Source organism: Gemmatimonas sp. (assembly GCF_036405635.1).
Lineage (GTDB): Bacteria > Gemmatimonadota > Gemmatimonadetes > Gemmatimonadales > Gemmatimonadaceae > Gemmatimonas.
The window spans coordinates 1-21,167 of sequence record NZ_DASWXE010000065.1; the positions used below are offsets into that span (position 1 = coordinate 1).

Here is a 21,167-nt window from a genome sequence, read left to right on the forward strand (position 1 = left end):
GTTCATCGCGTCCGGCGCCGATCCGTTCGACACCCAGGCGCTCTACAACTCTTCCATCGTCCACGACGATCCGTCGTGGACGGATCTGCTCTGGCGGCGCTGCGATCCGGCCACGCGTGTCGCCATGTGGTCGCGCATCGATCCGCCATCACTGAACGGTCCTGTCAAAGTCGGTACTCTCAACTATCTGCTCGGCAACGCGGTCACCAACGATCATCTCCGACGCGCGCGGTGGTTGCTGGAACACGGGGCGCAGGCATCTACAGTGCACAGCTACTCCGGGCAGCCGGTTCACACCGTGGCGCGGCTGGCCGGACGTCGCAACATGACCGAGCTGCTCGAGCAACATGGGGCTGTACCGGCATCGCTTGATGGCGCGAAGGCGCTGCAGGCGGCCCTGATGGCCGGTGAGATCGACACGGTACGTGGGTTGATCACGGAACATCCGGCACTGCTGACCGACCCTGCGCTGCTACCGGCGGTGGCGGTGCAGGGCGATGCCGCCGCCACGGCGCTGCTGATCGAACTCGGTGCCGATGTGCATGCGAACGATCACGAGGGCGCCACGGCATTGCATCGTGCGGCCTATTCAGGATCCGTCGACACGGTGAAGGTGTTGCTGGCGGCCGGTGCGGACGTGGATCAGCGCGACGGGCGCTGGCAGAGCACCGCGATGGGCTGGGCCTGTGTGATGGGTCGCCATGCAGTCGCCGATCACCTTGCCACGATCACGCGCGACGTGCGGGCGTTGGCGCGTTCATCACGCGTGGAGCGACTGGCTGTCGTACTTGCCAGCGAGCCCGGTCTTGCCAACCAGCGTGTCGATGGTGCGAGCGAACCAACACCGCTGTTGTGTCTGCCCATGCACGACAGCGACGCGGTTGATGTGGTGCGTCTGCTGTTGCAGCATGGCGCAGACACCGCCGCGCGCGATGCACAGGGGCGAACGCCGGAACAGGTGGCTCGCTTTCGTGGACTGCATGCCGCTGCTGACCTGATGGCGGCACGCAAGCGTTCATGATGCGCTTGCGTGCCCCGGTGCTGCGATAGCAACTGCTATCGCAGCACCGGCATATTGAACGACGCCGCATCCGCACTCAGCGGCCAGCGCGTGGTGACGGTCTTGAGCTTCGTGTAGAAGCGCACACCGTCCATGCCATGCTGGTTGTGATCGCCAAACGCCGATCCCTTCCAGCCGCCAAACGAATACATCGCGAGCGGCACGGGAATCGGCACGTTGATGCCCACCATGCCGCACTGCACCTGGTGCGCGAACTCGCGCGCCGCGCTGCCGCTACGCGTGAAGATGGCCACGCCATTCCCGTACTGGTGCTTGTTGCACAGGTCGATCGCTTCGGCGGCCGACTCCACGCGCACCACACACAGCACCGGGCCAAAGATCTCCTCGCGGTAGATCGTCATGTCCTTGGTGACATGGTCGAACAGCGAGCCGCCCAGGAAGAAGCCACCTGTGGCCTGCGCCGGATGCTCCCGGCCATCCACCACCAGTGAAGCGCCTTCCTTCACGCCGATGTCGATGTAGCCCTTGATCTTGTCGCGATGCGTGGCGGTGACCAGTGGACCCATGTCCATACCCGCGTCAGTCGAATCGCCCACCTTGAGCGCCTTCACGCGGTCTGCCAGTCGCGCCACCAATGCGTCGGCGGTGTCGTTGCCCACCACCACGGCCACCGAGATGGCCATGCACCGCTCACCGGCGCTGCCGTACGCGGAGCCCATCAGTCCTTCGACCGTCATGTCGAGATCGGCGTCGGGGAGCACAACGAGATGATTCTTCGCGCCACCCATGGCCTGCACGCGCTTGCCATGCTTGGCCGAGGTCTCGTACACATGCTGCGCGATGGGCGTGGAACCCACGAAGCTCACCGCCTGAATGCGCGGGTCGGTGCACAGCGCGTTCACGGCTTCTGCGTCGCCATGCAGCACATTGAACACACCCGGCGGACCACCGGCTTCCACGAACAGCTCGGCCAGTCGCACGCCCGTGGACGGGTCGCGCTCCGACGGCTTGAGCACCACCGCGTTGCCGCAGGCCAGCGCGGGACCCAGCATCCACAGCGGCACCATGGCCGGGAAGTTGAACGGCGTGATGGCGGCCACCACACCCAACGGCTGGCGCAACGAGTGCATGTCGATGCCGCGCGAGACCTGGTCGCTGAACTCGCCCTTCATGAGATGCGGGATGCCCACCGCAAACTCCACCACCTCGAGTCCGCGCTGCAGTTCACCGCGCGCGTCTGATACCACCTTGCCGTGCTCGCTGCTGATGAGACGCGCGAGCTCATCGCCCTGAGCCAGGCACAGCTCGCGCCACTTGAACATCACGCGGGCGCGGTCGAGCGGAGACCGTTCGCCCCATGCGGTCGCTGCGGCCGCGGCATCGGCGATCACTGCCTCGATATCGGTGGCGTCGCCGAGTGGCACCTGCGCCGCCACGGTACCGCTGGCCGGGTGAAAGACGGACGACGTGCGTGTGCTGTGCGCATCCTGGCGAGCACCCGCGTAGAACAGGGGAATGCGTGGCTGGCTCATGACTGGCTTGACCGCGAAAGCAAAGTGAGATGCGCGGGCAGACCCCGCGCCGGAAACGTGTTGTGAAGGTGCTGCGTGATCGTGCTGCGTGATCGTGCTGCGTGATGCTCAGGACAGCGCGTCGGCCACTGCGGCCGCGACGTCGCGGGTGTTGGCGGTGCCGCCCAGGTCGGGCGTGCGTGGGCCACCGTCGCCCACCACCCGCTCGATGGCGCGCACCATGCGATCGTGCGCCGCCGTCATACCAAGATGGTCGAGGAGCAGGGCTCCTGCCCAGATGGACGCGATGGGATTGGCGATCCCCTTGCCGGCGATATCGGGCGCCGAGCCATGAATGGGCTCGAACATCGATGGGTGGGTGCGCTCGGGGTTGATATTGGCCCCCGGTGCCACGCCCAGGCTGCCCGAAATCGCGGCCCCGAGATCGGTGAGGATATCACCGAACAGGTTGGACGACACGATCACATCGATGGTCTGCGGGTGCGTGACCATGCGGGCAGCCAGCGCATCCACGTGATACTTACGGCAGGTGACATCGGTGTAGTCTGCGGCCACCGACTCCACGACTTCATCCCACAGCACCATGGAGTGCTGCAAGGCGTTGGACTTGGTGGCGCTGGCCAGCAGTTTGCGCGGCCGCTTCTGCGCGAGCTCGAAGGCGTAGCGTGTGATGCGATCGATGCCGCGCCACGTGAACAAACCCGTCTGCTCCGCCACTTCGTGCTTCGTGCCCCGATGCATGCGACCGCCGAGCCCCGAGTATTCACCCTCGGAGTTTTCGCGGATGCACACCATGTCGATATCGGACGGTGTGCGACCGGCCAGCGGACCCGGCACGCCCTGCAGCAGGCGCATCGGGCGAAGGTTCACGTACTGATCGAAGCGCTGACGGATGGGAAGAATGAGTTCCCACACCGAGATGTGATCGGGCACGCCCGGCGCGCCGATGGCACCGAGGTAGATCGCATCGAAATCCGAGAGGATGTCCAGCGCATCGGCACTCATCATGGTGCCGGTGCGCTGGTAGTACTCACATCCCCACGGGAATTCGGTGAACTCGAGGGTGCAGCCCTCCATCGCGGCGGCGCGGTGCATCACGTCGATGCCCGCGGGAATCACTTCGGGGCCGATGCCGTCACCAGCGATGACGGCAATGCGGAGTGTGCGGGGTGTGGTCACGGACAACGCCGGATCACATGCCCGGCGGCGTGAAGCGGCCGTCCTGGGCCAGCCAGCCACCGTCGGCGTAGATGATGGTGCCGTTCACGTAGCTCGCCGCATCTGACGCGAGGAACAGCGTGGGGCCGACCATTTCTTCGGGCTGCGCCCAGCGGTTGAACGCGTTCTTCGATGCATACGCGTTGTACCACTCCGGGTTGGCCTTGATGGGCGCCGTGAGCGGCGTCTCCACCACACCGGGGCCCACGCAATTCACGCGCACACCCGACGGGCCGAACTCACACGCCGCACCACGCGCCAGCTGCAGGATGCCGGCCTTGGTCGCCGAGTACAGCGCCTGACCCGGCTCCACCACCAGCGAGCGGATGGACGAGAAGAGCACGATGCTGCCCTTCTTCTGCGGTACCATGATGCGGCCAGCGGCCTGCAGCACGTTGAAGTTGCCCGTGATGTTCACCTTCAGCACACGCTGCAGCTCCTCGTCCTGATAGTCGAGGATCTTCTTGCGCACGTTGATGCTGGGCGTGCAGATGAGGATATCGAGCTTGCCGTGCCGGGCGACGATGGCATCGAGTGCGCTGTTCACCGACGCGGCGTCGGTGATATCGATGGCGCCCGACTCGGTGGTGCCGCCGGCCTTGGCGGCGGTGGCCGCCGCGGCTTCGGCCTTCACATCGAGACACACGGTGGTGGCGCCCATGCTGACGGCACCCAGAGTGACGGCTTCGCCAATGCCGGACGCGCCGCCGATGACCGCGGCGACCTTGCCCGTGAGGTCGAACATGTGGGACTTGGACATGGGACGACTAGTTCCGTTCGGTGTGAAGGGGACGTCCACCACCACCGGATGCGCCACCACGGGCGCGACCGATGGCGTGGACAATGAAGAACGCGAGAATGGCAGCCAGCAGACCACCCATCGGCGGTGTGATGCCGTTGATGGGCTTTCCGTCGAGCAACAGACGCCAGCCGCCGACCACGGCGATGCCAGCGATGATGGCGGCCAGCGCGTCGGCCGATGTCGCCCGCGCGCTGTACAAGCCAGCCAGGATGGGCACGAAGAGGCTCACACCCATGATGGTATAGAAGATACTCAGCGCACTCACCACACCGGCCGCCACGAGGGCGATGCCCACACCGGCGGCGCCGGCAATGACGGCGGTGATACGCGTGACCCGCAGCAGTTCCGCATCACTCGCACCCGGATTGCGGAAGCGCTTGTAAAAATCCTGCGACAACGACGTCGTGAGAATGAACAGCACCGCGTCGGCGGCGCTGAGCTCCGCCGAAAACACGGCGGCCAATCCCAGGGCACCCACCGCCGCCGGCACACCCTGCACCAGCAGTGTGGGCAGCGCCAGTTCAGACTGCGGCAAGTCGGGGAACTGCGCGCGCGCCATCATGCCCAGCAACACCGGCACCGCCGCATACAACACCAGCGCCAGCGCGTTGAATCCCACGCCGATGCGCACCGCGCGATCATCACGCGCGCCATACACCTTCTGCAGCAGGCCGGGTGACACGACGAACGCCGGTCCGAGCATCGCCAGATAGACGAGACCCGATTCACCACCCTGCCACGGATTCCAGTATGTCTCCGTGGGAGAGAACGCGCGCAACGCATCCCATCCGCCCGATGCACTGAGCGCAAACGGAATGGCGATGGCAAAACCCACCAGCTTCACCGTCAACTGCACCACGTTCACATAGGCCGACGTGAGCAGTCCGCCGAATGCGAAGTACGCCGTGATGAGCATGCCGGCGAGAATGCAGCCCACCGTCTTCGGCACGCCCGCGATCACGTTGAGGATCCACGAGACGGCGATGAGCTGACCGGCCAGAATGAAAACGGAGCCGATCCACAGCAGCGCCGAGATGAGCGTGCGGACCACCACGCCGTACCGGAACTCGAGGTAATCACCCACCGTGCGCAGGTCGTGCTGGGCGGCCACGCGCCGAATGGCGGGGCCGATCCAGAAGGCCAGCAACAGTGACCCGACACCGGCCGACAGCACCCACCAGATGGCCGAGAAGCCGTCGCGGTAGCCGAGCCCCGTAGCCCCTACGGTGGACCCGGCGCCGATGTTGGCGGCCAGCATGGTGCTGAATAGCAGGCCCGGACCCAGCGCACGGCCTGCCACGAAAAAGTCACTGGATGTCTTTACCCGCCGGGAGATCCACGCGCCCAGCGCAAGCTGCGCAATGGAATACGCGACGAGCCAGATAAGGTGTGTGTGCATGGACCCTGACATACGCCCAAAACAGATGCTTGACAAGTGAAATATTCCGCGCGACGTTCGCGCCCATGTCGAACCCGCACATGATCGATCGGGTGTTCGCCGCCATTGATGCGGCTCAGGATGAGATGGTCTCGTTCACGTCGGACATGATTCGCATCCCCACGGTGAACCCACCGGGCGATGCGTACGTGGAGTGCGCGGAGTTCATCGGGAAGCGACTGGCGGAATGCGACTTCGCGGTGGATTATCCCGTCGCCGAGGGGCGCCCGGAGCACACACCGGAGCATCCGCGCATGAACGTGGTGGGATTGCGCCGCGGTCGGACGGATAGGCCCCTGGTGCATCTCAACGGACACTTCGACGTCGTGCCGGCAGGCAGCGGATGGACCGTCGATCCGTTCGGTGGCGAAGTAAAGAACGGTCGTATCTATGGACGTGGCACCTGCGACATGAAGGCGGGCATCACGGCCGCCATCTACGCTGCGGAAGCCATTCGTCGTGCAGGAGTTCCACTTCATGGATCGGTGGAAATCAGCGGCACCGTCGATGAAGAAAGCGGTGGTTTCGCCGGTATGGCGTACCTCGCACAGCAGGGGCGCGTGAGCGCCGACCGCACCGACGCCGTGATCATCACCGAGCCGACCAACACCGACCGCCTCTATATCGGGCATCGCGGTGTGTACTGGTTCGAGGTCACTACCCGCGGTCGCATCGCCCACGGCTCGATGCCGTTCCTGGGCACCAACGCGATCGAGCACATGGGCGTAATTCTCGATCGCATCCGGCGCGTGCTCATGCCTGCGCTGCAGTCTCGCACCACCGCCGTGCCGGTGAAGCCCGATGGGGCTCGGCACGCGACGCTCAATATCAATGGTATCGCCGGCGGACAGCCGGTCGACGGGATACAGACGCCGTGTGTGGCAGATATTTGCCGCGCCATTTTCGATCGCCGCTTCCTCGCGGAAGAAGGCTTCGATGCCACACGCGCCGAGATCGTGGATCTGCTGGAAACGGCCGCCCGGGAAACCCCCGAGCTGCTCTTCGAGTTGCGGGACCTCATGATCGTGCATCCGGTGCGCACGCCGGATGGTGCCTCAGTGGTGTCGTCGCTCGAGCGTTCGGTGCAACAGGTGCTGGGCCGCCCGGTCATGCTCGCGGCGAGTCCCGGCACGTACGATCACAAGCACGTCGATCGTATTGCGGGAGTGCCCAACTGTGTGGCCTATGGCCCGGGCATTCTCGACCTGGCGCACCAGCCTGACGAGTACTGCGATATCGAGGACCTGATGCAGTCCACCAAGGTGCTCGCCCTGTCGCTGCTCGAGCTGACCGGAACCATCGTCGTCTAAAGACTTGAGGGACAGCCCGCGCGAAGAGCGCGGGGGTTTTGTCGATCCCACTCCTCAGGTGCGTGCCCGTTGTCGCCGTACCCGTGACGTGAACGCCGTCACCCGTAGTGCATCCCTCCCAGCGCGTTCAGCCCACCGCCATCGGCACACGTCCCCACACGTGTGTCCCGTGGTACGCAGTTTCCACCGAGGAACATTCGATGACGCGACGTTCTCGATGGTCCGGCGTTCTCCTTGGCACGCTGTTGTGCGTGCTGGGGACCACTCCGCTTCGAGCCCAGGCTCCCGCCAACGCCCCCGCCAGTTCCAATGGCATCGTCACTGGCCGGGTGACCGATGGACGATCCGGCGTAGGGTTGCCGGGCGCGCAGGTTTTTGCAGACAACAACCGTGACCGGGTGGTGCGCACCGACAACGAAGGTCGTTATCGCCTGCCGGATGTGCTGCCCGGACAGCGCATCATCAGCGTGCGCATGATCGGGTACGCCAACAAGGGCGCCCCGATCACGGTCACCGCCGGTCAGACCGCGACGGTCAACGTGGCACTCGATGTACAGCCGCTCGATCTCGACGCCGTCGTCGTGACGGGTCAGGGCGGTGAGATCTCCAAGCGCCGTATCGCCACCACGGTGGACGTCGTCAGCGCCGAAAAGATCGAGGCCTCACCGGCCAAGCGTCTCGACGAACTGCTGCAGACCAATCTGCCCAGCGCGCAGATCCGTCTCACGTCGGGTCAGCCCGGCACGACGTCCATCATGCGCACGCGCGGTGTCACGTCGGTCAGTAACAACTCCACGCCCGTCATCTATGTGGACGGCGTGCGTATGGACAACCTGAACACGCAGGCCGCGCTGGGCATGAACACGTCCGGCAACCGCGCGCAGGGTGCGGCCACCAGCGCCATTGCCGATCTGCCCATGGACAACATCGAGCGCATCGAGTTCATCCCCGGCGGTGCCGCCACCACGCTGTACGGATCGGATGCCGCCAACGGTGTCATTCAGATCTTCACCAAGCGTGGCAGCCAGGGCGGCACGAAGGGCTTCTTCGAAGTGCGCTCGGGCTACGACACCCCGCAGACCCAGTTCCATTTCTTCAAGGCCACGCGGGACCTGCTGTATCGCAACGGCTTCTCGCAGCAGTACTCGGCCGGCATCGAAGGCGGCAACAATGCCATCACGTACAGCCTCTCGGGCAACCTGCGGGCCAGCCAGAGTCACCGCGTGTATGGCGACAACAGTGCCTTCGGCTTCCGCAATGCGGTGGGCGCGAACATCGGCACCAAGGGCAAGTACCAGGGCTCGCTGTCGTACAACGAGACGGACTCGCCGCGATTCCGCAACGGTAACGCCGGTGGCTACACATCGCTGTGGGTGCTCGAAGCGGGCCGCTCGTCGGCCTTCGGCTTCAACAACAATATCGACAACCTCACGCCGGCCGGCGCGGACAGTCTGCGGACGTTCGTGAACAATGGCGAACGCCTGCAGGACAACCGCGTGTTCACGCGCGCTTTCCAGACGTCGCATCGCATCGACTTCGATCCGTTCAAGTCGGTGAAGACCCACGCGACGTTTGGTCTCAACAACCGCTTCAGCAAGGAGCGGGCGATCGTCACCAACGAGTTCCAGATCGCCACGCGCGCCTTCCCGGTTGGTACGGTCGACCGCGGCACGATCTCCAACTTCGAGCGCAACTACACCGGCTTCACGTTCGATGTGGGTGGTCAGCACAGCGCGGCGATCGGCAGTGACCTGTCGGTGATCACCTCAGTCGGTGCGCAGCTCTTCCGCAACGACGACGTGCAGGTGGCCTACACCGCCACCAATGTGCGCGATGGTGCCCAGACGGTGACCGGTGCCGGCGTCACGCAGTCGCAGGACGTGGCCTTCCGTGTGGCCAACTATGGCCTCTTCGGACAGAGCAACATCAGCTACAAAGAGCGCTACACCATGGAACTGGGTGTGCGCGCCGACAAGAACACGGCGTTCGGTGCCAACACCGGTGCACAGGTCTATCCAAAGGTCGGCCTGGTGTACGCCATCGGCGCCGAAGAGTGGATGCGCAGCCTGATCTCGGAGGACGTGCTCTCCGACTTCCGTCTGCGTGCCGCGTACGGCGTGGCGGGTCAGTTCCCGCGTCCGTTTGCCAACGACCGTACCGTCACGATCAACTCGTTCAACGGGCAGCAGGCAGCCACGTTCGGTCAGCCGGGCAATCGCTTCCTCAAGCCGGAGCGCACCGGCACGCTCGAAATGGGCGCCGACCTGGCGTTCTTCCAGAGCCGCGCGACGTTGGGCCTTGGCTACTACACCTCCCGCACGGTGGACGCCCTCATCACGGCGCCGCCCGCTCCGTCCACGGGCGAAGTGAGCCAGATCGCCAACGTCGGCGAGATCTCCAATCGCGGCATGGAGCTCCGTGCGACGGTGACGCCGGTGAGCAACGCCATGTGGCGCCTCACGCTGAATGGCGCCTACAACACGCTCAACAACAAGGTGGAGAACCTGGGCGGCACCCCGCCGTTCCCCATCAGCGGCTACGGCGCCAGCACGGTGCAGGGCATGGTGCAGGAAGGCTATCCGGTGGGCTTCCTGCAGGGTGCCAAGGCGATCTTCAATGCCGATGGCACCATCAAGGAAATCCAGGAACTCGCGTACCTCGGCAAGCCCACGCCCGACGCGTTCGGCAGCTTTGGCGCGCAGCTCGGTATCGGTTCACGCCTCAACATCAGCGCCAGCGCCGACTACCAGTTCGGTGCGCAGGCGCAGTCGTTCGACAAGGCGTTCCGCTACCTGTACGGCGTGAACGGCACGGAGAGCTATGTGCCGGCCGCTGCACTGGCGCAGGCCCCGTACAACGGCAATCGCGCCTCCATCTGGCAGCGCACGATGAACCTGTGGGTGGAGAACACCGACTACGTGGCCATTCGCACCCTGTCGGTGGACTACCGTCTGCCCGCGAACCTGCTGCCGCGTGGCACGAAGGACGCGCGCGCCTCGTTCTCCATCGTGAATCCGTGGCGCTGGGCGTCGTCCTCGTTCGATCCGGAAACCGACCTGTCGTCGGCCACGTCGCAGGGTGCGGCCGCAGTGGGTGGATTCAACTACGCCACCGACGGCAACCCGCGCAGCTTCCTCCTCACCCTTCGCTTCGGGTTCTGACCATGCGCCGACCGACTCTGATGCGGGCCACGCGCCTGCTCGCGCCGACGCTGGCCGTGATCGCTGCAGGTGCCTGCAATGCGTTCTCGCCCACCGAAGTGCGCAATCCCAACCTGACGGACGAACAGTTCCTCGCCACACCGGCTGCCGGTGCGTCGTGGCTGCGTGGTACGCAGCGCCAGTTCCTGCTCACGCTCAACACCGTGGTGCAGAACGGCGAAATCATCTCCGACAACTATTTCAACAACTACACCACCAACAATCAGCAGTTTGACCAGCCGGTCATCACGTACCTCGATCCCGAGGTCACGTCCATCCAGAATGCCATCGCGCGCCTGCGCTACATGGCCACCTTCGGACTGGACAGCGTATTCCCGCGCGATCCGCAGGTGACGGCCAACGACAAGGCCGATCTGTATTTCAACCGCGGTATGGCCAATCTGTTCGCCGGTGAGGCCTATGTCGGCCTGCCCGGTGTGGCCAACGGTGAAGTCATCACCTGGCAGGCACACCTGAACAACGCCATCGCGGACTTCACGCAGGCCCGCACCCTCAGCACCGATGCCGCCGCGCGCAACAGCTACACGCTGGAGCTGGCTCGTGCGTACTACCGGCTGGGGAACCGGGCCAAGGCGGTGGAAGAAGCCACGGCACTGCTCACGGCCAGCCCGCAGTTCCTGCGCAACGCCACCTTCGATCCGGTCAACGGTCCGAACAACGCCATGCAGGGTGTGCTGACGAGCTCCGTCAACAACTTCCAGCCGTTGCCGCGTCTCGACTTCCTCGATCCGAAGTACCCGAATCGCAGTGCCACCACGCAGAGCCCGATCGCGTTTGCCAAGGCCGAGGAAGCGCATCTCATCCTGGCCGAAGCGTTGCTGGCGGAGAACAACATCACGGGGGCCAAGGACCGGCTCAAGCTGTTGCTGACGCTGGTGAACGCGCGTCCCACGGAGCAGATCGACAGCCGCATCCAGCAGCGTGGTCGGGCGGGTGGCAAGATCATCTACCCCAACACCGCCGACACGCGCGTGGCGTTCGCGCCGGGTGAGCCGTTTGTCGACGGTCTGGTGCTCACGCGTTCGCAGCCCACGGTGAAGGCGTTCACGGTGTCCGGCACGTCGGTGACCACGGCGCGTATCGACGCGATCACAACGGTTGATGACGGGTTGTACGTCGTATATCTGATGCGTCAGGAGATCTTCATCGCGGAAGGCCGCCGCATGGCCGACCTCGGCATTCGCATGCCGGTGGCGCGCACGGAGATCATCGCGAACTCGAACACCCGGGACGGCGAGCCGTATACCAAGGCGATCATTCCGTCCTTCATCCCGCAGTCACTCGGCATGGATGGCTTTACGTACGACCAGGCAGCGCGGACCGTCGTGATGCGGAACGACATGAACCGCATCCTGGTGACGAACAAGGCGTCGACCGACGTACTTCCCTTCCACTGATTCACTGATCGGAGTCACACGATGGACCAGCATCATGTTGTGAACCGGCGCGCGGGACGGCGCGCCGGCATGACCCTCGCCGCCTCGGTCGCTGCCCTTGTGCCGGTCGTGCTGTCGGCGCAGCAGCCGCCAGCCGGCCAGCCGGCACGGCCGCCGATGGCGCGTGTCACGGTCGTCGGACCGGGCCCGTCTAACTCCCTCACCGACGTGCCGGGTGTGAAGGTGGGTATGTACACCCGCTCCGACAGCGGCTATCGCTCGGGCACCACGGTCATCCGCACGGAGACGGGTGCCACGGCGGGCTACTCGCAGATGGGCGGCGCGCCGGGCACCAAGGAAACCGACCTGCTCAAGCCGGGCGGACAGGTGCGCGGTGTGCAGGCCATCGTGCTCAGCGGCGGCAGTGCGTACGGTCTCGACGCGGCCACGGGCGTGATGCAGTGGATGGAAGAGAACAAGTTCGGCGTGCCGGTGGGCGGTGGTGTGGTGCCCATCGTGCCGGCGGCCATTCTCATGGACCTTGGCCGCGGCGGCGACTTCAAGAAGCGTCCCAACGCCGAGTTCGGGTACAAGGCCACGCAGGCCGCCACCACGCAGCCGGTGAAGAGCGGGCGTGTCGGTATGGGCATGGGTGCCGGCTGGGGCATGGGCACGGCCAGTGTGAAGCTGTCCAACGGCTACACGGTGGCGGCCATTGTGGGACTCAACCCGGCCGGTTCGCCGGTGGATCCGCGCACCTGTCTGCCGTACGGCTACTTCCTCGAGCTGGGCGACGAGTTCAACATCGTGCAGCCGAAGGCCGAGGAGTGTCAGGCGGCGCAGGCGGGTCGTGGCGGTCCGAACGACGGCTCCGACGCGGCGCCGCGCAACACCACCATCGCGCTCGTGGCCACGGACGCCCCGCTGATCGATCTCGAAGCCGAGCGTATGGCGCAGATCGCCAACGCCGGTCTTGCCCGGTCGATTCGCCCGATCCACAACATCGGTGACGGTGATACGGTGTTCGGCATTGCCACCACGCCGTTCACCACGCAGCTCGGCAACGGCGACCTGCAGGCTATCTTCAATGCGGCCGCCGATGTGCTCGGACGCGCCGTCGTGCATGCCGTGCTCGATTCCAAGCAGGTGGGCAATAGCCGCGTCGGATACTGCGAGACGTATCCGAGCGCCTGCGTGAAGCGCAAGGCAGCAGGCCGGTAACCGATCCCCTCACACGTGGCGCGGATGGGCGACGCAATGCGCCCATCCGCGTCGTCATTTCACAGGACTCTCCGATGACCGCCGTCTCAGGCACTGCTCCCAGCACTGCTGCCACGCCGTCGCTCGATGCGCTCTGGATGCCGTTCACGGCGAACAAGGCGTACAAGGCCAAGCCGCGCCTGCTCGTCAGCGCGAAGGACATGCACTATCGCTCCGACGATGGCCGCGAGATTCTCGACGGCACCGCCGGTTTGTGGTGTGTGAACGCGGGTCACTGCCGCCAGCCCATCATCGACGCGATGATGCAGGCCGCCAGCACGCTCGACTACGCGCCGGCGTTCCAGATGGGGCACCCGCTCATGTTCGCGTTGGCCGAGCGTATGGCGGAGGTGCTGCCCGAGGGGATGGATCGGGTGTTCTTCTCCGGTTCGGGCAGTGAGTCGGTGGACAGCGCGCTCAAGATCGCACTGGCGTATCACATCGCACGCGGTGAGCCCGATCGCTGTCTGTTCGTGGGACGGCAGCGTGGTTACCACGGTGTGGGTTTTGGCGGCATCTCGGTGGGCGGCATCGAAACGAATCGCAAGACGTTTGCGAAGCAGCTGCTGCCGCACATCGATCACCTGCCGCACACGCACGATCTGTCCAAGCAGGCGTTCTCCAAGGGGCAGCCGGCGTGGGGCGGTCATCTCGCCGATGCGCTCGAAGAGATGGTGGCGAAGCATGGCGCCGAGAAGATCGCGGCGGTGATCGTGGAGCCGCTGGCGGGTTCGACGGGTGTGCTCATTCCGCCCGTGGGTTATCTGCAGCGTCTGCGCGAGCTGTGCACCAAGCACGGCATCCTGCTGATATTCGACGAAGTGATCACCGGCTTTGGCCGCGTGGGTGCGCCGTTCGCGGCGCAGGCGTTTGGTGTCACGCCGGACATTCTCACGGTGGCGAAGGGACTCACCAACGCCGCCGTGCCGATGGGCGCGACGGCAGTGCACACGAAGATCTACGACACGGTGGTACAGTCCACGCCGCGTGGCATCGAGCTGTTTCACGGCTACACGTACAGCGGTCACCCGTTGTCAGCCGCGGCGGCGCTGGCCACGCTCGATCTGTATCAGAGCGAAGGACTCCTCACCCGCGCGGCAACCATGGGCCCCATCTGGGAAGCGGCGCTGCACGGCCTGCGCGATGCGCCGCATGTGATCGACGTGCGCAACATCGGCCTGGTGGGTGGCATTGAGCTGTCGGTGCGTGATGGCACGCCCGGTGCGCGTGGCTACGACGTGTTCACCAACGCCTTCCACGAGCAGGACGCGCTCATTCGTGTCACGGGTGACATCGTCGCGCTGTCGCCGCCGCTGATCATCAACGAAGAGCAGATCCACCAGCTTGTCGGCAAGGTGCGCAGCGCGCTCGAGGCGACGGCCTGAACAGCGGGGGGAACACAGATTGCGCAGAGGGCACGACAAACGCACAGATACAGCCAACTGCCCCAAAACCCAACATCATCATCTCTATGAGGTCTATTGATGATGTCATTCGATCCGGGGCAGTATCTGTGCCGTTCTGCGATATCTGTGTCATCTGTGTTCCCCCCGCTGTTCGCTGTTCCGAATGCCACAAAATCTGATTATTGACACGGCTGTCCAGAACGGCCAAGTTTCTGGATATGGCACGGCCCAAGGAGTTTGAACGCGATGACGCCCTGCGTGCGGGGCTCGAGGTTTTCTGGCGGAAGGGGTTTGCCCCGACCACCACGGAGGACCTCACGCGGGCCATGGGTATCGGTCGCCAGAGCTTTTACGACACCTTCGGCGACAAGCGGCAGTGCTTTCTCGACGCGCTGCGCGCCTACAGCCGGCACGAAATCGGCGAACAGGTCGCACTGCTCTGCCGCACATCGCCGCCGCTGGCCGCGCTGCGTCTGCTGCTGCAGTCGGCCGTCACCTGCACGCCCGAACGACAGGGCGCGGGGTGTCTGGCCATGAATGCGGCCGTGGAGTTTGGCGCCACCGATGCCGAAGTCGGCGCCATTCTGCAGGCCGATGCGGCGGTGTTGCAGGACGCCGTGATCCGCCGGCTCACCGACGCCAAGACCGACGGCACGCTCCCCGACACACTCGACGTCGAACAGGCGGCCCGCATGGTGCTCTGTACCAGGATGGGCCTCGTACTCGGCGCCAAGACCGGCCAGCCCGCCGCGCAGTTGCAGCAAACCATCGACTTCACGCTCGAACAGCTCACGCGACGATGAGCTGAGCACCAGGCCATATCGGCCATTTATTGCGCCCAATTTTGGACTGCAATGTCCAGAACAACAAACATTCTCGCTGCACCACACACCGATCCGGACACCACCATGACCACCGCAACGAACAACACGCCGCTCGCGCTCACCACCGCCACTGTCGGCGGCATCGATCTCCAGAATCGCATCGTCATGGCACCCATGACGCGCAGTCGTGCGCTGGGCAATGTGCCCAACGACTTGATGGTCGAGTACTACCGCCAGCGCGCGAGCGCAGGACTCATCATCACCGAAGGCACGGCGCCGTCTGCAGACGGCTCAGGCTACGCGCGCATTCCCGGCCTGTACAACGCCGCGCAGGTGGAGGGGTGGAAGCAGGTGACCGATGCCGTGCACGCCGCAGGCGGCCGGATCTTCGTGCAGATCATGCACACCGGTCGTGTCTTTCACGCGCTCAACCTGCCCGGTGGTGTGGCCGGTGTAGCGCCGTCTGCCGTGCTGGCCGCCGGTGAGATGTGGACCGACGAACAGCAGATGCAACCGCACGGTGTTCCGCTCGCGCTCGATGAAGAGGGACTGAAGCGTGTGCAACAGGCGTTTGTCGATAGTGCGAAGAATGCCATTGCCGCCGGTTTCGACGGCATCGAACTGCATGGCGCCAACGGCTATCTGCTCGAGCAGTTCCTCAATCCGGGTTCGAACCAGCGCACTGATGCCTACGGTGGTTCTGCCGAAGGGCGCACGCGCTTCGTGCTGGAAACAGTACGCGCCGTCGCAGACGCCATCGGTGCCGATCGCACCGCGATTCGTCTGTCACCGTGGAATCGCTACAACGACATGCCCGCGTTCGATTCCGTCGACGAGACGTACGAGTTGCTCGCGCGTGAACTCAACGCGCTCGGCATCGCCTATCTGCACCTGGTCGACCCGGCCGGCTATGGCGCACACGGCCTCGCCACACGCAACACCATGCGCGCGCTCTTCACGGGCACGTTGATCGTGAACGGCGGCATTCGCACGCTCGACAAGATGCAGGACCTGCTGGCCAGTGGTGCCGCCGATCTCGTTGCCGTCGGCGCGCCATTCATCTCCAACCCGGACCTGGTGGAAAGACTGCGCAGCGGGCTTCCGTTGTCGCCGGCCGATCCGGGCACCTTCTATGCGCCGGGACCCAGCGGCTACACCGACTATCCGCGCGTGCAGTAAACGCCTGCGATGTTCGTGACGGATGACGCGTCACGCATCGAGTAGTCGCCACGCATAGTCGCACACATCACGTGGCCAGTCGGCCATGAGCTGCGTCATGCGTGCGCGGTCGTCGGCAAACAGTGCGCGGGAGACTTCCTCGAAGCCGGGGAGGTCTCCCGCAATGGCATGCAGGAATCGATACGCCGCGTCACGGGATGCGCGTGCACGATCGGCCGTCGCGCTGGCACGGCGCGCTTCGTCCACCAGACGGCGCAACGTCACCGACGCGCCACCACGCTGCGTGGCCAGCCACTCCCAATGAGCCGGCAGCAGCGTCACCTCGCGCGCGGTCACGCCCAGTCGTGGCCGACCAGGGCCCCGGGGCAGCTGCGTGGCCGCGGTATGGCTGTCATCCGGCGCCGAGTGCGTGTATCGCGCGGCAATCTCCGCATCGCTGCCGCGCCAATCGAGATCCACCACCTGCCCGGTGTGGTCATCGAAGGCCAGGAGCACTTCGTTCCGGCGCGCCCGGATAGCCGACGCCAGCGCCTGAGCCACCTCGGCGCGTGAGCCCCGGGCCAGCACGGACAGGCCGGCGAACAGCGTCAGCGGATGAAGTGTCAGCAGATGATCGGAGCCAGGCTGGGTCATGATCGGGGGATGGACGGACAATTATATCCGGGTAATATTGAGCCCATGACGATCAATCTCAAGACCTGCCTGCCGCCTGATTGGGTGAACGGTCCGCAGGCCGACGCCATTGCCATCGAAGCCCTCCACGGCGGCCAGTCCGGCGCCCGGGTGTTCCGCGTGACCGCGCCGGCCGGGGTGCATGTGCTCAAGCTGACTGCCCCCGACGAACCGTTGGCATCATGGCAGCGCGGCGTGGCCATGCAGCAGGCGGCGGCCGCAGCGGGGGCCGCACCTCGTGTGGTGCACCAGGTGGCCGAGCATCGGGCGGTATTGAGTGAATACATCGCGGCCGACGTACCGTTTGCGGCGCGCTATGGCAATCCCGCAACGCGGTCAGAAGCATTGTCGCAGCTCGCCCGCACCCTGCGCCGTATTCACGATCTGCCGGTCACACCCGATCTTGAGCCCATGCCAATGGCTGATTCGCTGGCCGTGCTCACGAGTGCACACAACACGGCGCAGCAGCTCGGCGCGCTGCCGGCATGGGTGGATGCACACGTGCACACACTACGGGCAGAGGCGATACCAGCAACAGATCGCGCGCCCGTGCTCAGTCACAACGATGTGAATCCCACCAACATCGCCTGTGTGGGTGATCGTCTCGTATTGCTCGACTGGCAGACGGCGGCGATGAACGATCCGTACTACGATCTCGCGACGGCGTCCGTGTTCCTGCGCATGGATACTGCCACCAGCGCGGCATTGCTGGCCGCATACGATGGGCGCAGCACAACACCACACGAAGCCATGACGCTGCCGCCGCGCTTTTCCTGGTCGCAACGCATCGCAGCCGCATTGAGTGGCACGATGTTGCTGCAGCTCGCACATCACCTGGGACATCGTGGCGATATGGACATCGCCGAGCGTGACGCACCGCTGCTTGAACAGGTATATGCGGAAGCGCGCGCCGGTACACTCGCCATGCACAATGGTGCAGGGCAGTGGGCACTGGGGCTCGCACTGCTGCGTGTCAGTGGCCGTTCAGTCGCCGTGTGGAATGCGGGGAATACATCGCAGGGCATGCATGCGTGATGAGAGCGGCATGAAACCCTGTTGATCGGGGAGACGTTGGGGGCCATGGGTCGTCGATTCGATCGAACACTGCACCATCGATCGAATCGGTGACCAACCGCTTCATGCGTGAGTTCTGATCAGGCGACGGATTCCAACCATTTCGTGGTTGCCGACGTCCAACCGACACTCACCTTCCCGCCCTTCGCCCCCGCCTGCAGCTCTCCATGCGGCTTGTCGCTCTTCTCCTCCCGTTCGTCGCGTCCACGTCCGTCCTGGCCCAATCACCGGCCAGCGCACAGGTCGCGTCGACTGCAGTGCTCCGTGCCAGCGCCTCGCGCGCCGGAGATCCCGCCCCGCGGTACATCCCCGAGCGCGCCGCCCGCGCGCCGCGCATCGATGGCCGCGCCGACGATGAAATCTGGAGCACCGCCCGTTCCATCACGGAGTTCCGCCAGTTCGAGCCCACGGAAGACGGCGACCCCTCCTTCCGCACGGAAGCCCGCGTCGCCTACGACTCGCGCAACCTGTATGTGATGGTCCGCAACTACGATCCGCACCCGGACAGTGTGTTGTCGGTATTGCAGCGCCGCGACGGTATGGCGCTCTCCGATGACATCATCCTCGGCGTCGATTCGTACAACGACAAGCGCACCGGTTACATGTTCCGCCTCACCCCCGCCGGCACCATGTCCGACGGCTACGTCTTCAACGATGGCAACGAAGACTGGGGCTGGAACGCAGTGTGGGAGGGCGCGGCGCAGATCGATTCGCTCGGCTGGACCGCTGAATTCCGCATTCCCCTGAGCCAGTTGCGCTACGTGCCCAGTGGTGACAACACCTTTGGCCTGCTGCTGATGCGCCGCATCGCGCGCCGTGGTGAGCGGGTGTCGTGGCCGCTGTTCCGTCGTTCGCGCACCGGCATGGTGAGCCAGTGGCAGGAGATGCCCGGATTCGCCGAGCTCTCGGCGCCGCGTCGCATGGAGCTGCTGCCGTACACGGTGGGTCACTACGGCGCGAGCCCCAAGGGTGATGGTACGCCGCGCAATGCCGCCGCCTCACAGATCGGTGCCGACGTCAAGCTCGGGCTCACGTCCAACATCACGCTCGATGCCGCGGTGAACCCCGACTTCGGCCAGGTGGAAGCCGATCCGGGTGTGCTCAACCTCGGTGCGTTCGAACAGTTCTTCGCCGAGCGTCGTCCGTTCTTCCTCGAAGGCAGCGGCATCTTCCGCTACGACATCGATTGCAACGACGGTAGCTGCACGGGTCTGTTCTATTCGCGCCGCATCGGCCGTTCGCCGCAGATGCGTGGTGCCTATGGTGATGCCGCGTCGCCGCTGCAGTCACGCATCCTTGGTGCGGCCAAGGTGACGGGCCGGTTGGGCAATGGTCTGTCCATCGGTGTGCTGGATGCTATCACGCAGTCCGAGATCGGTACGCAGATGCGCACCATCGAGCCGCAGACCAACTACGGCGTGGTGCGTCTGCAGCAGGATCTGCGCGGTGGCAACAGCGGCGTGGGCCTGATGGTGACCAACACCGCGCGTCAGACCGACCAGTGGACGCGCAACTTCCTGCGCAACAATGCCTGGACCGGTGGTCTCGATGGTCGTCATCGGTTTGCCGGCAATCGCTGGCAGGTGAGTGGACAGTTGGCTGGGTCGCATGTGGCCGGCACCGCCCAAGCGATTGCGCTGACGCAGCGCTCCAACGGGCACCTGTATCAGCGCCCCGACGCCGAGCACATCGAGTTCGACAGCACGCGCACCAGCCTCGCCGGCTGGATGGCGCAGAGCTCCCTCGAGAAGCAGGGCGGTGGCATGACGCGCATGAGCACCAGCGTGTGGTACATGGCGCCCGGTTTCGAAATCAATGACGTGGGCTTCCGCACGCGCAGCGACGAGCAGGGTGCGTCGATGTGGGTGGGTCTGCGGCCGGTGACGCCGGTGGGCATGTTCCGTCGCGCGAACCTCAACTTCAATGGCTGGGGCTTCGCCAACACCGACGGCATGATCCTCGGCAACGGCGGCAATGTGAACGGCTGGGGCGAGTTCAAGAACTTCTGGAGCGCCAACGGCGGTATTGGCTTCAACAACCTGCTCACCGCCTACTCCGATCGCGATGCACGCGGTGGCCCGGCGCTGTTCCTGCCGAAGCGCATGAACACCTGGTTCAATATCAACGGCGACAGCCGGCAGAACTTCGCGCCCAACATCGGTGGCAACATCGGCCAACGGCTCGACGGCCTGGGCAGCAACTGGAACGTGCACGGTGGTGCGAATGTGCGCGTGGGGTCGCAGTTCAACGGCAGCGTGAACTACAACTACACGCGCAACATCGACGACCAGCAGTGGAACGGCAATTACGTGGACAATGGCGTGACGTCGTACACGTTCGCGCGCCTGTATCAGTCCACGAGCTCGGTGACGGTGCGGATGAACTACACCATCACGCCCACGCTGAGCTTCGAGAGCTATCTGCAGCCGTTCATCAGCACCGGCGAGTACACCGACTGGCGTGCGCTGGCCAACAGCCGCTCCCCGGAGCGTGACGAGCGCTTCCGTCCGTACACCGCGCGCGGCACACCGGCCGGGTTCCGTGTGGGACAGATGCGCACCAACAATGTCGTGCGCTGGGAGTATCGTCCGGGGTCGGTGCTGTTCTTCGTGTGGACGCAGGGTCGCGACGTGAACGACGGCAATCTCGATCGCCGCGGCATTGCGGAGGGGTACGGCAACATCTTCTCGCGCCGCCCCGACAACGTCTTCCTGATCAAGGCGAGCTACTGGCTCGGGCGATAGGCCTCCCCGGTGTCCTGTAGCAGATAGGGGCGTGGTTGCCGGTCGGCAGCCGCGCCCCTTGTCATTCGGCCTGGGAACGGCAATTTCGAG

The 21,167-nt window shown here is 65.0% G+C and carries 15 protein-coding genes; 10 read left to right on the plus strand and 5 right to left on the minus strand.

Going from position 1 to position 21,167, the window contains the following annotated elements:
- Positions 1–1,021 (plus strand): ankyrin repeat domain-containing protein (locus VGE27_RS04595; RefSeq protein WP_331048456.1); only part of this gene is annotated, 1,021 nt, incomplete at its 5' end.
- Positions 1,022–1,056: 35 nt separating this feature from the next.
- Here VGE27_RS04595 and VGE27_RS04600 read toward each other — a convergent pair.
- The 4 genes from VGE27_RS04600 to VGE27_RS04615 form a co-directional block, all read right to left on the minus strand.
- Positions 1,057–2,553 (minus strand): CoA-acylating methylmalonate-semialdehyde dehydrogenase, encoded by a 1,497-nt coding sequence (locus VGE27_RS04600; RefSeq protein ID WP_331048457.1) that lies wholly within the window; start codon positions 2,551–2,553, stop codon positions 1,057–1,059.
- A gap of 108 nt (positions 2,554–2,661) precedes the next feature.
- Positions 2,662–3,732, minus strand: a complete 1,071-nt coding sequence (locus VGE27_RS04605; RefSeq protein WP_331048458.1) for a tartrate dehydrogenase — start codon at positions 3,730–3,732, stop codon at positions 2,662–2,664.
- 13 nt (positions 3,733–3,745) lie between these two features.
- Positions 3,746–4,531 (minus strand): SDR family oxidoreductase, encoded by a 786-nt coding sequence (locus VGE27_RS04610; protein ID WP_331048459.1) that lies wholly within the window; start codon positions 4,529–4,531, stop codon positions 3,746–3,748.
- A 7-nt stretch (positions 4,532–4,538) separates the two neighbouring features.
- The gene (locus VGE27_RS04615) at positions 4,539–5,972 is read right to left on the minus strand and encodes a sodium:solute symporter family protein (RefSeq protein ID WP_331048460.1); all 1,434 of its coding nucleotides are present in this window, start codon (positions 5,970–5,972) and stop codon (positions 4,539–4,541) included.
- A gap of 65 nt (positions 5,973–6,037) precedes the next feature.
- Here VGE27_RS04615 and VGE27_RS04620 point away from each other — a divergent pair, with 65 nt between their 5' ends.
- The 7 genes from VGE27_RS04620 (at position 6,038) to VGE27_RS04650 (ending at position 16,587) form a co-directional block, all read left to right on the plus strand.
- Complete coding sequence (locus VGE27_RS04620) at positions 6,038–7,321, plus strand: acetylornithine deacetylase/succinyl-diaminopimelate desuccinylase family protein (RefSeq protein WP_331048461.1); 1,284 nt, start codon at positions 6,038–6,040, stop codon at positions 7,319–7,321.
- Between the two features lie 200 nt (positions 7,322–7,521).
- Positions 7,522–10,482, plus strand: coding sequence for a TonB-dependent receptor domain-containing protein (locus VGE27_RS04625; RefSeq protein WP_331048462.1), 2,961 nt, complete (start codon positions 7,522–7,524; stop codon positions 10,480–10,482).
- A gap of 2 nt (positions 10,483–10,484) precedes the next feature.
- Complete coding sequence (locus VGE27_RS04630) at positions 10,485–11,939, plus strand: hypothetical protein (RefSeq protein WP_331048463.1); 1,455 nt, start codon at positions 10,485–10,487, stop codon at positions 11,937–11,939.
- Between the two features lie 21 nt (positions 11,940–11,960).
- The gene (locus VGE27_RS04635; protein ID WP_331048464.1) at positions 11,961–13,139 is read left to right on the plus strand and encodes a P1 family peptidase; all 1,179 of its coding nucleotides are present in this window, start codon (positions 11,961–11,963) and stop codon (positions 13,137–13,139) included.
- Positions 13,140–13,213: 74 nt separating this feature from the next.
- The gene (locus tag VGE27_RS04640; RefSeq protein WP_331048465.1) at positions 13,214–14,563 is read left to right on the plus strand and encodes an aspartate aminotransferase family protein; all 1,350 of its coding nucleotides are present in this window, start codon (positions 13,214–13,216) and stop codon (positions 14,561–14,563) included.
- A 239-nt stretch (positions 14,564–14,802) separates the two neighbouring features.
- The gene (locus VGE27_RS04645) at positions 14,803–15,387 is read left to right on the plus strand and encodes a TetR/AcrR family transcriptional regulator (protein WP_331048466.1); all 585 of its coding nucleotides are present in this window, start codon (positions 14,803–14,805) and stop codon (positions 15,385–15,387) included.
- Positions 15,388–15,492: 105 nt separating this feature from the next.
- Positions 15,493–16,587 (plus strand): alkene reductase, encoded by a 1,095-nt coding sequence (locus VGE27_RS04650; protein ID WP_331048467.1) that lies wholly within the window; start codon positions 15,493–15,495, stop codon positions 16,585–16,587.
- A gap of 30 nt (positions 16,588–16,617) precedes the next feature.
- Here VGE27_RS04650 and VGE27_RS04655 read toward each other — a convergent pair whose 3' ends face one another.
- The gene (locus VGE27_RS04655; protein ID WP_331048468.1) at positions 16,618–17,220 is read right to left on the minus strand and encodes a DUF2239 family protein; all 603 of its coding nucleotides are present in this window, start codon (positions 17,218–17,220) and stop codon (positions 16,618–16,620) included.
- 45 nt (positions 17,221–17,265) lie between these two features.
- Here VGE27_RS04655 and VGE27_RS04660 point away from each other — a divergent pair, with 45 nt between their 5' ends.
- A complete protein-coding gene (locus VGE27_RS04660; RefSeq protein ID WP_331048469.1) occupies positions 17,266–18,294 on the plus strand; it encodes a phosphotransferase in 1,029 nt (342 codons plus the stop codon).
- 206 nt (positions 18,295–18,500) lie between these two features.
- On the plus strand, positions 18,501–21,077 hold the full coding sequence (locus VGE27_RS04665; protein WP_331048470.1) for a DUF5916 domain-containing protein: 2,577 nt from the start codon (positions 18,501–18,503) through the stop codon (positions 21,075–21,077).
- Positions 21,078–21,167 lie beyond the last annotated feature (90 nt).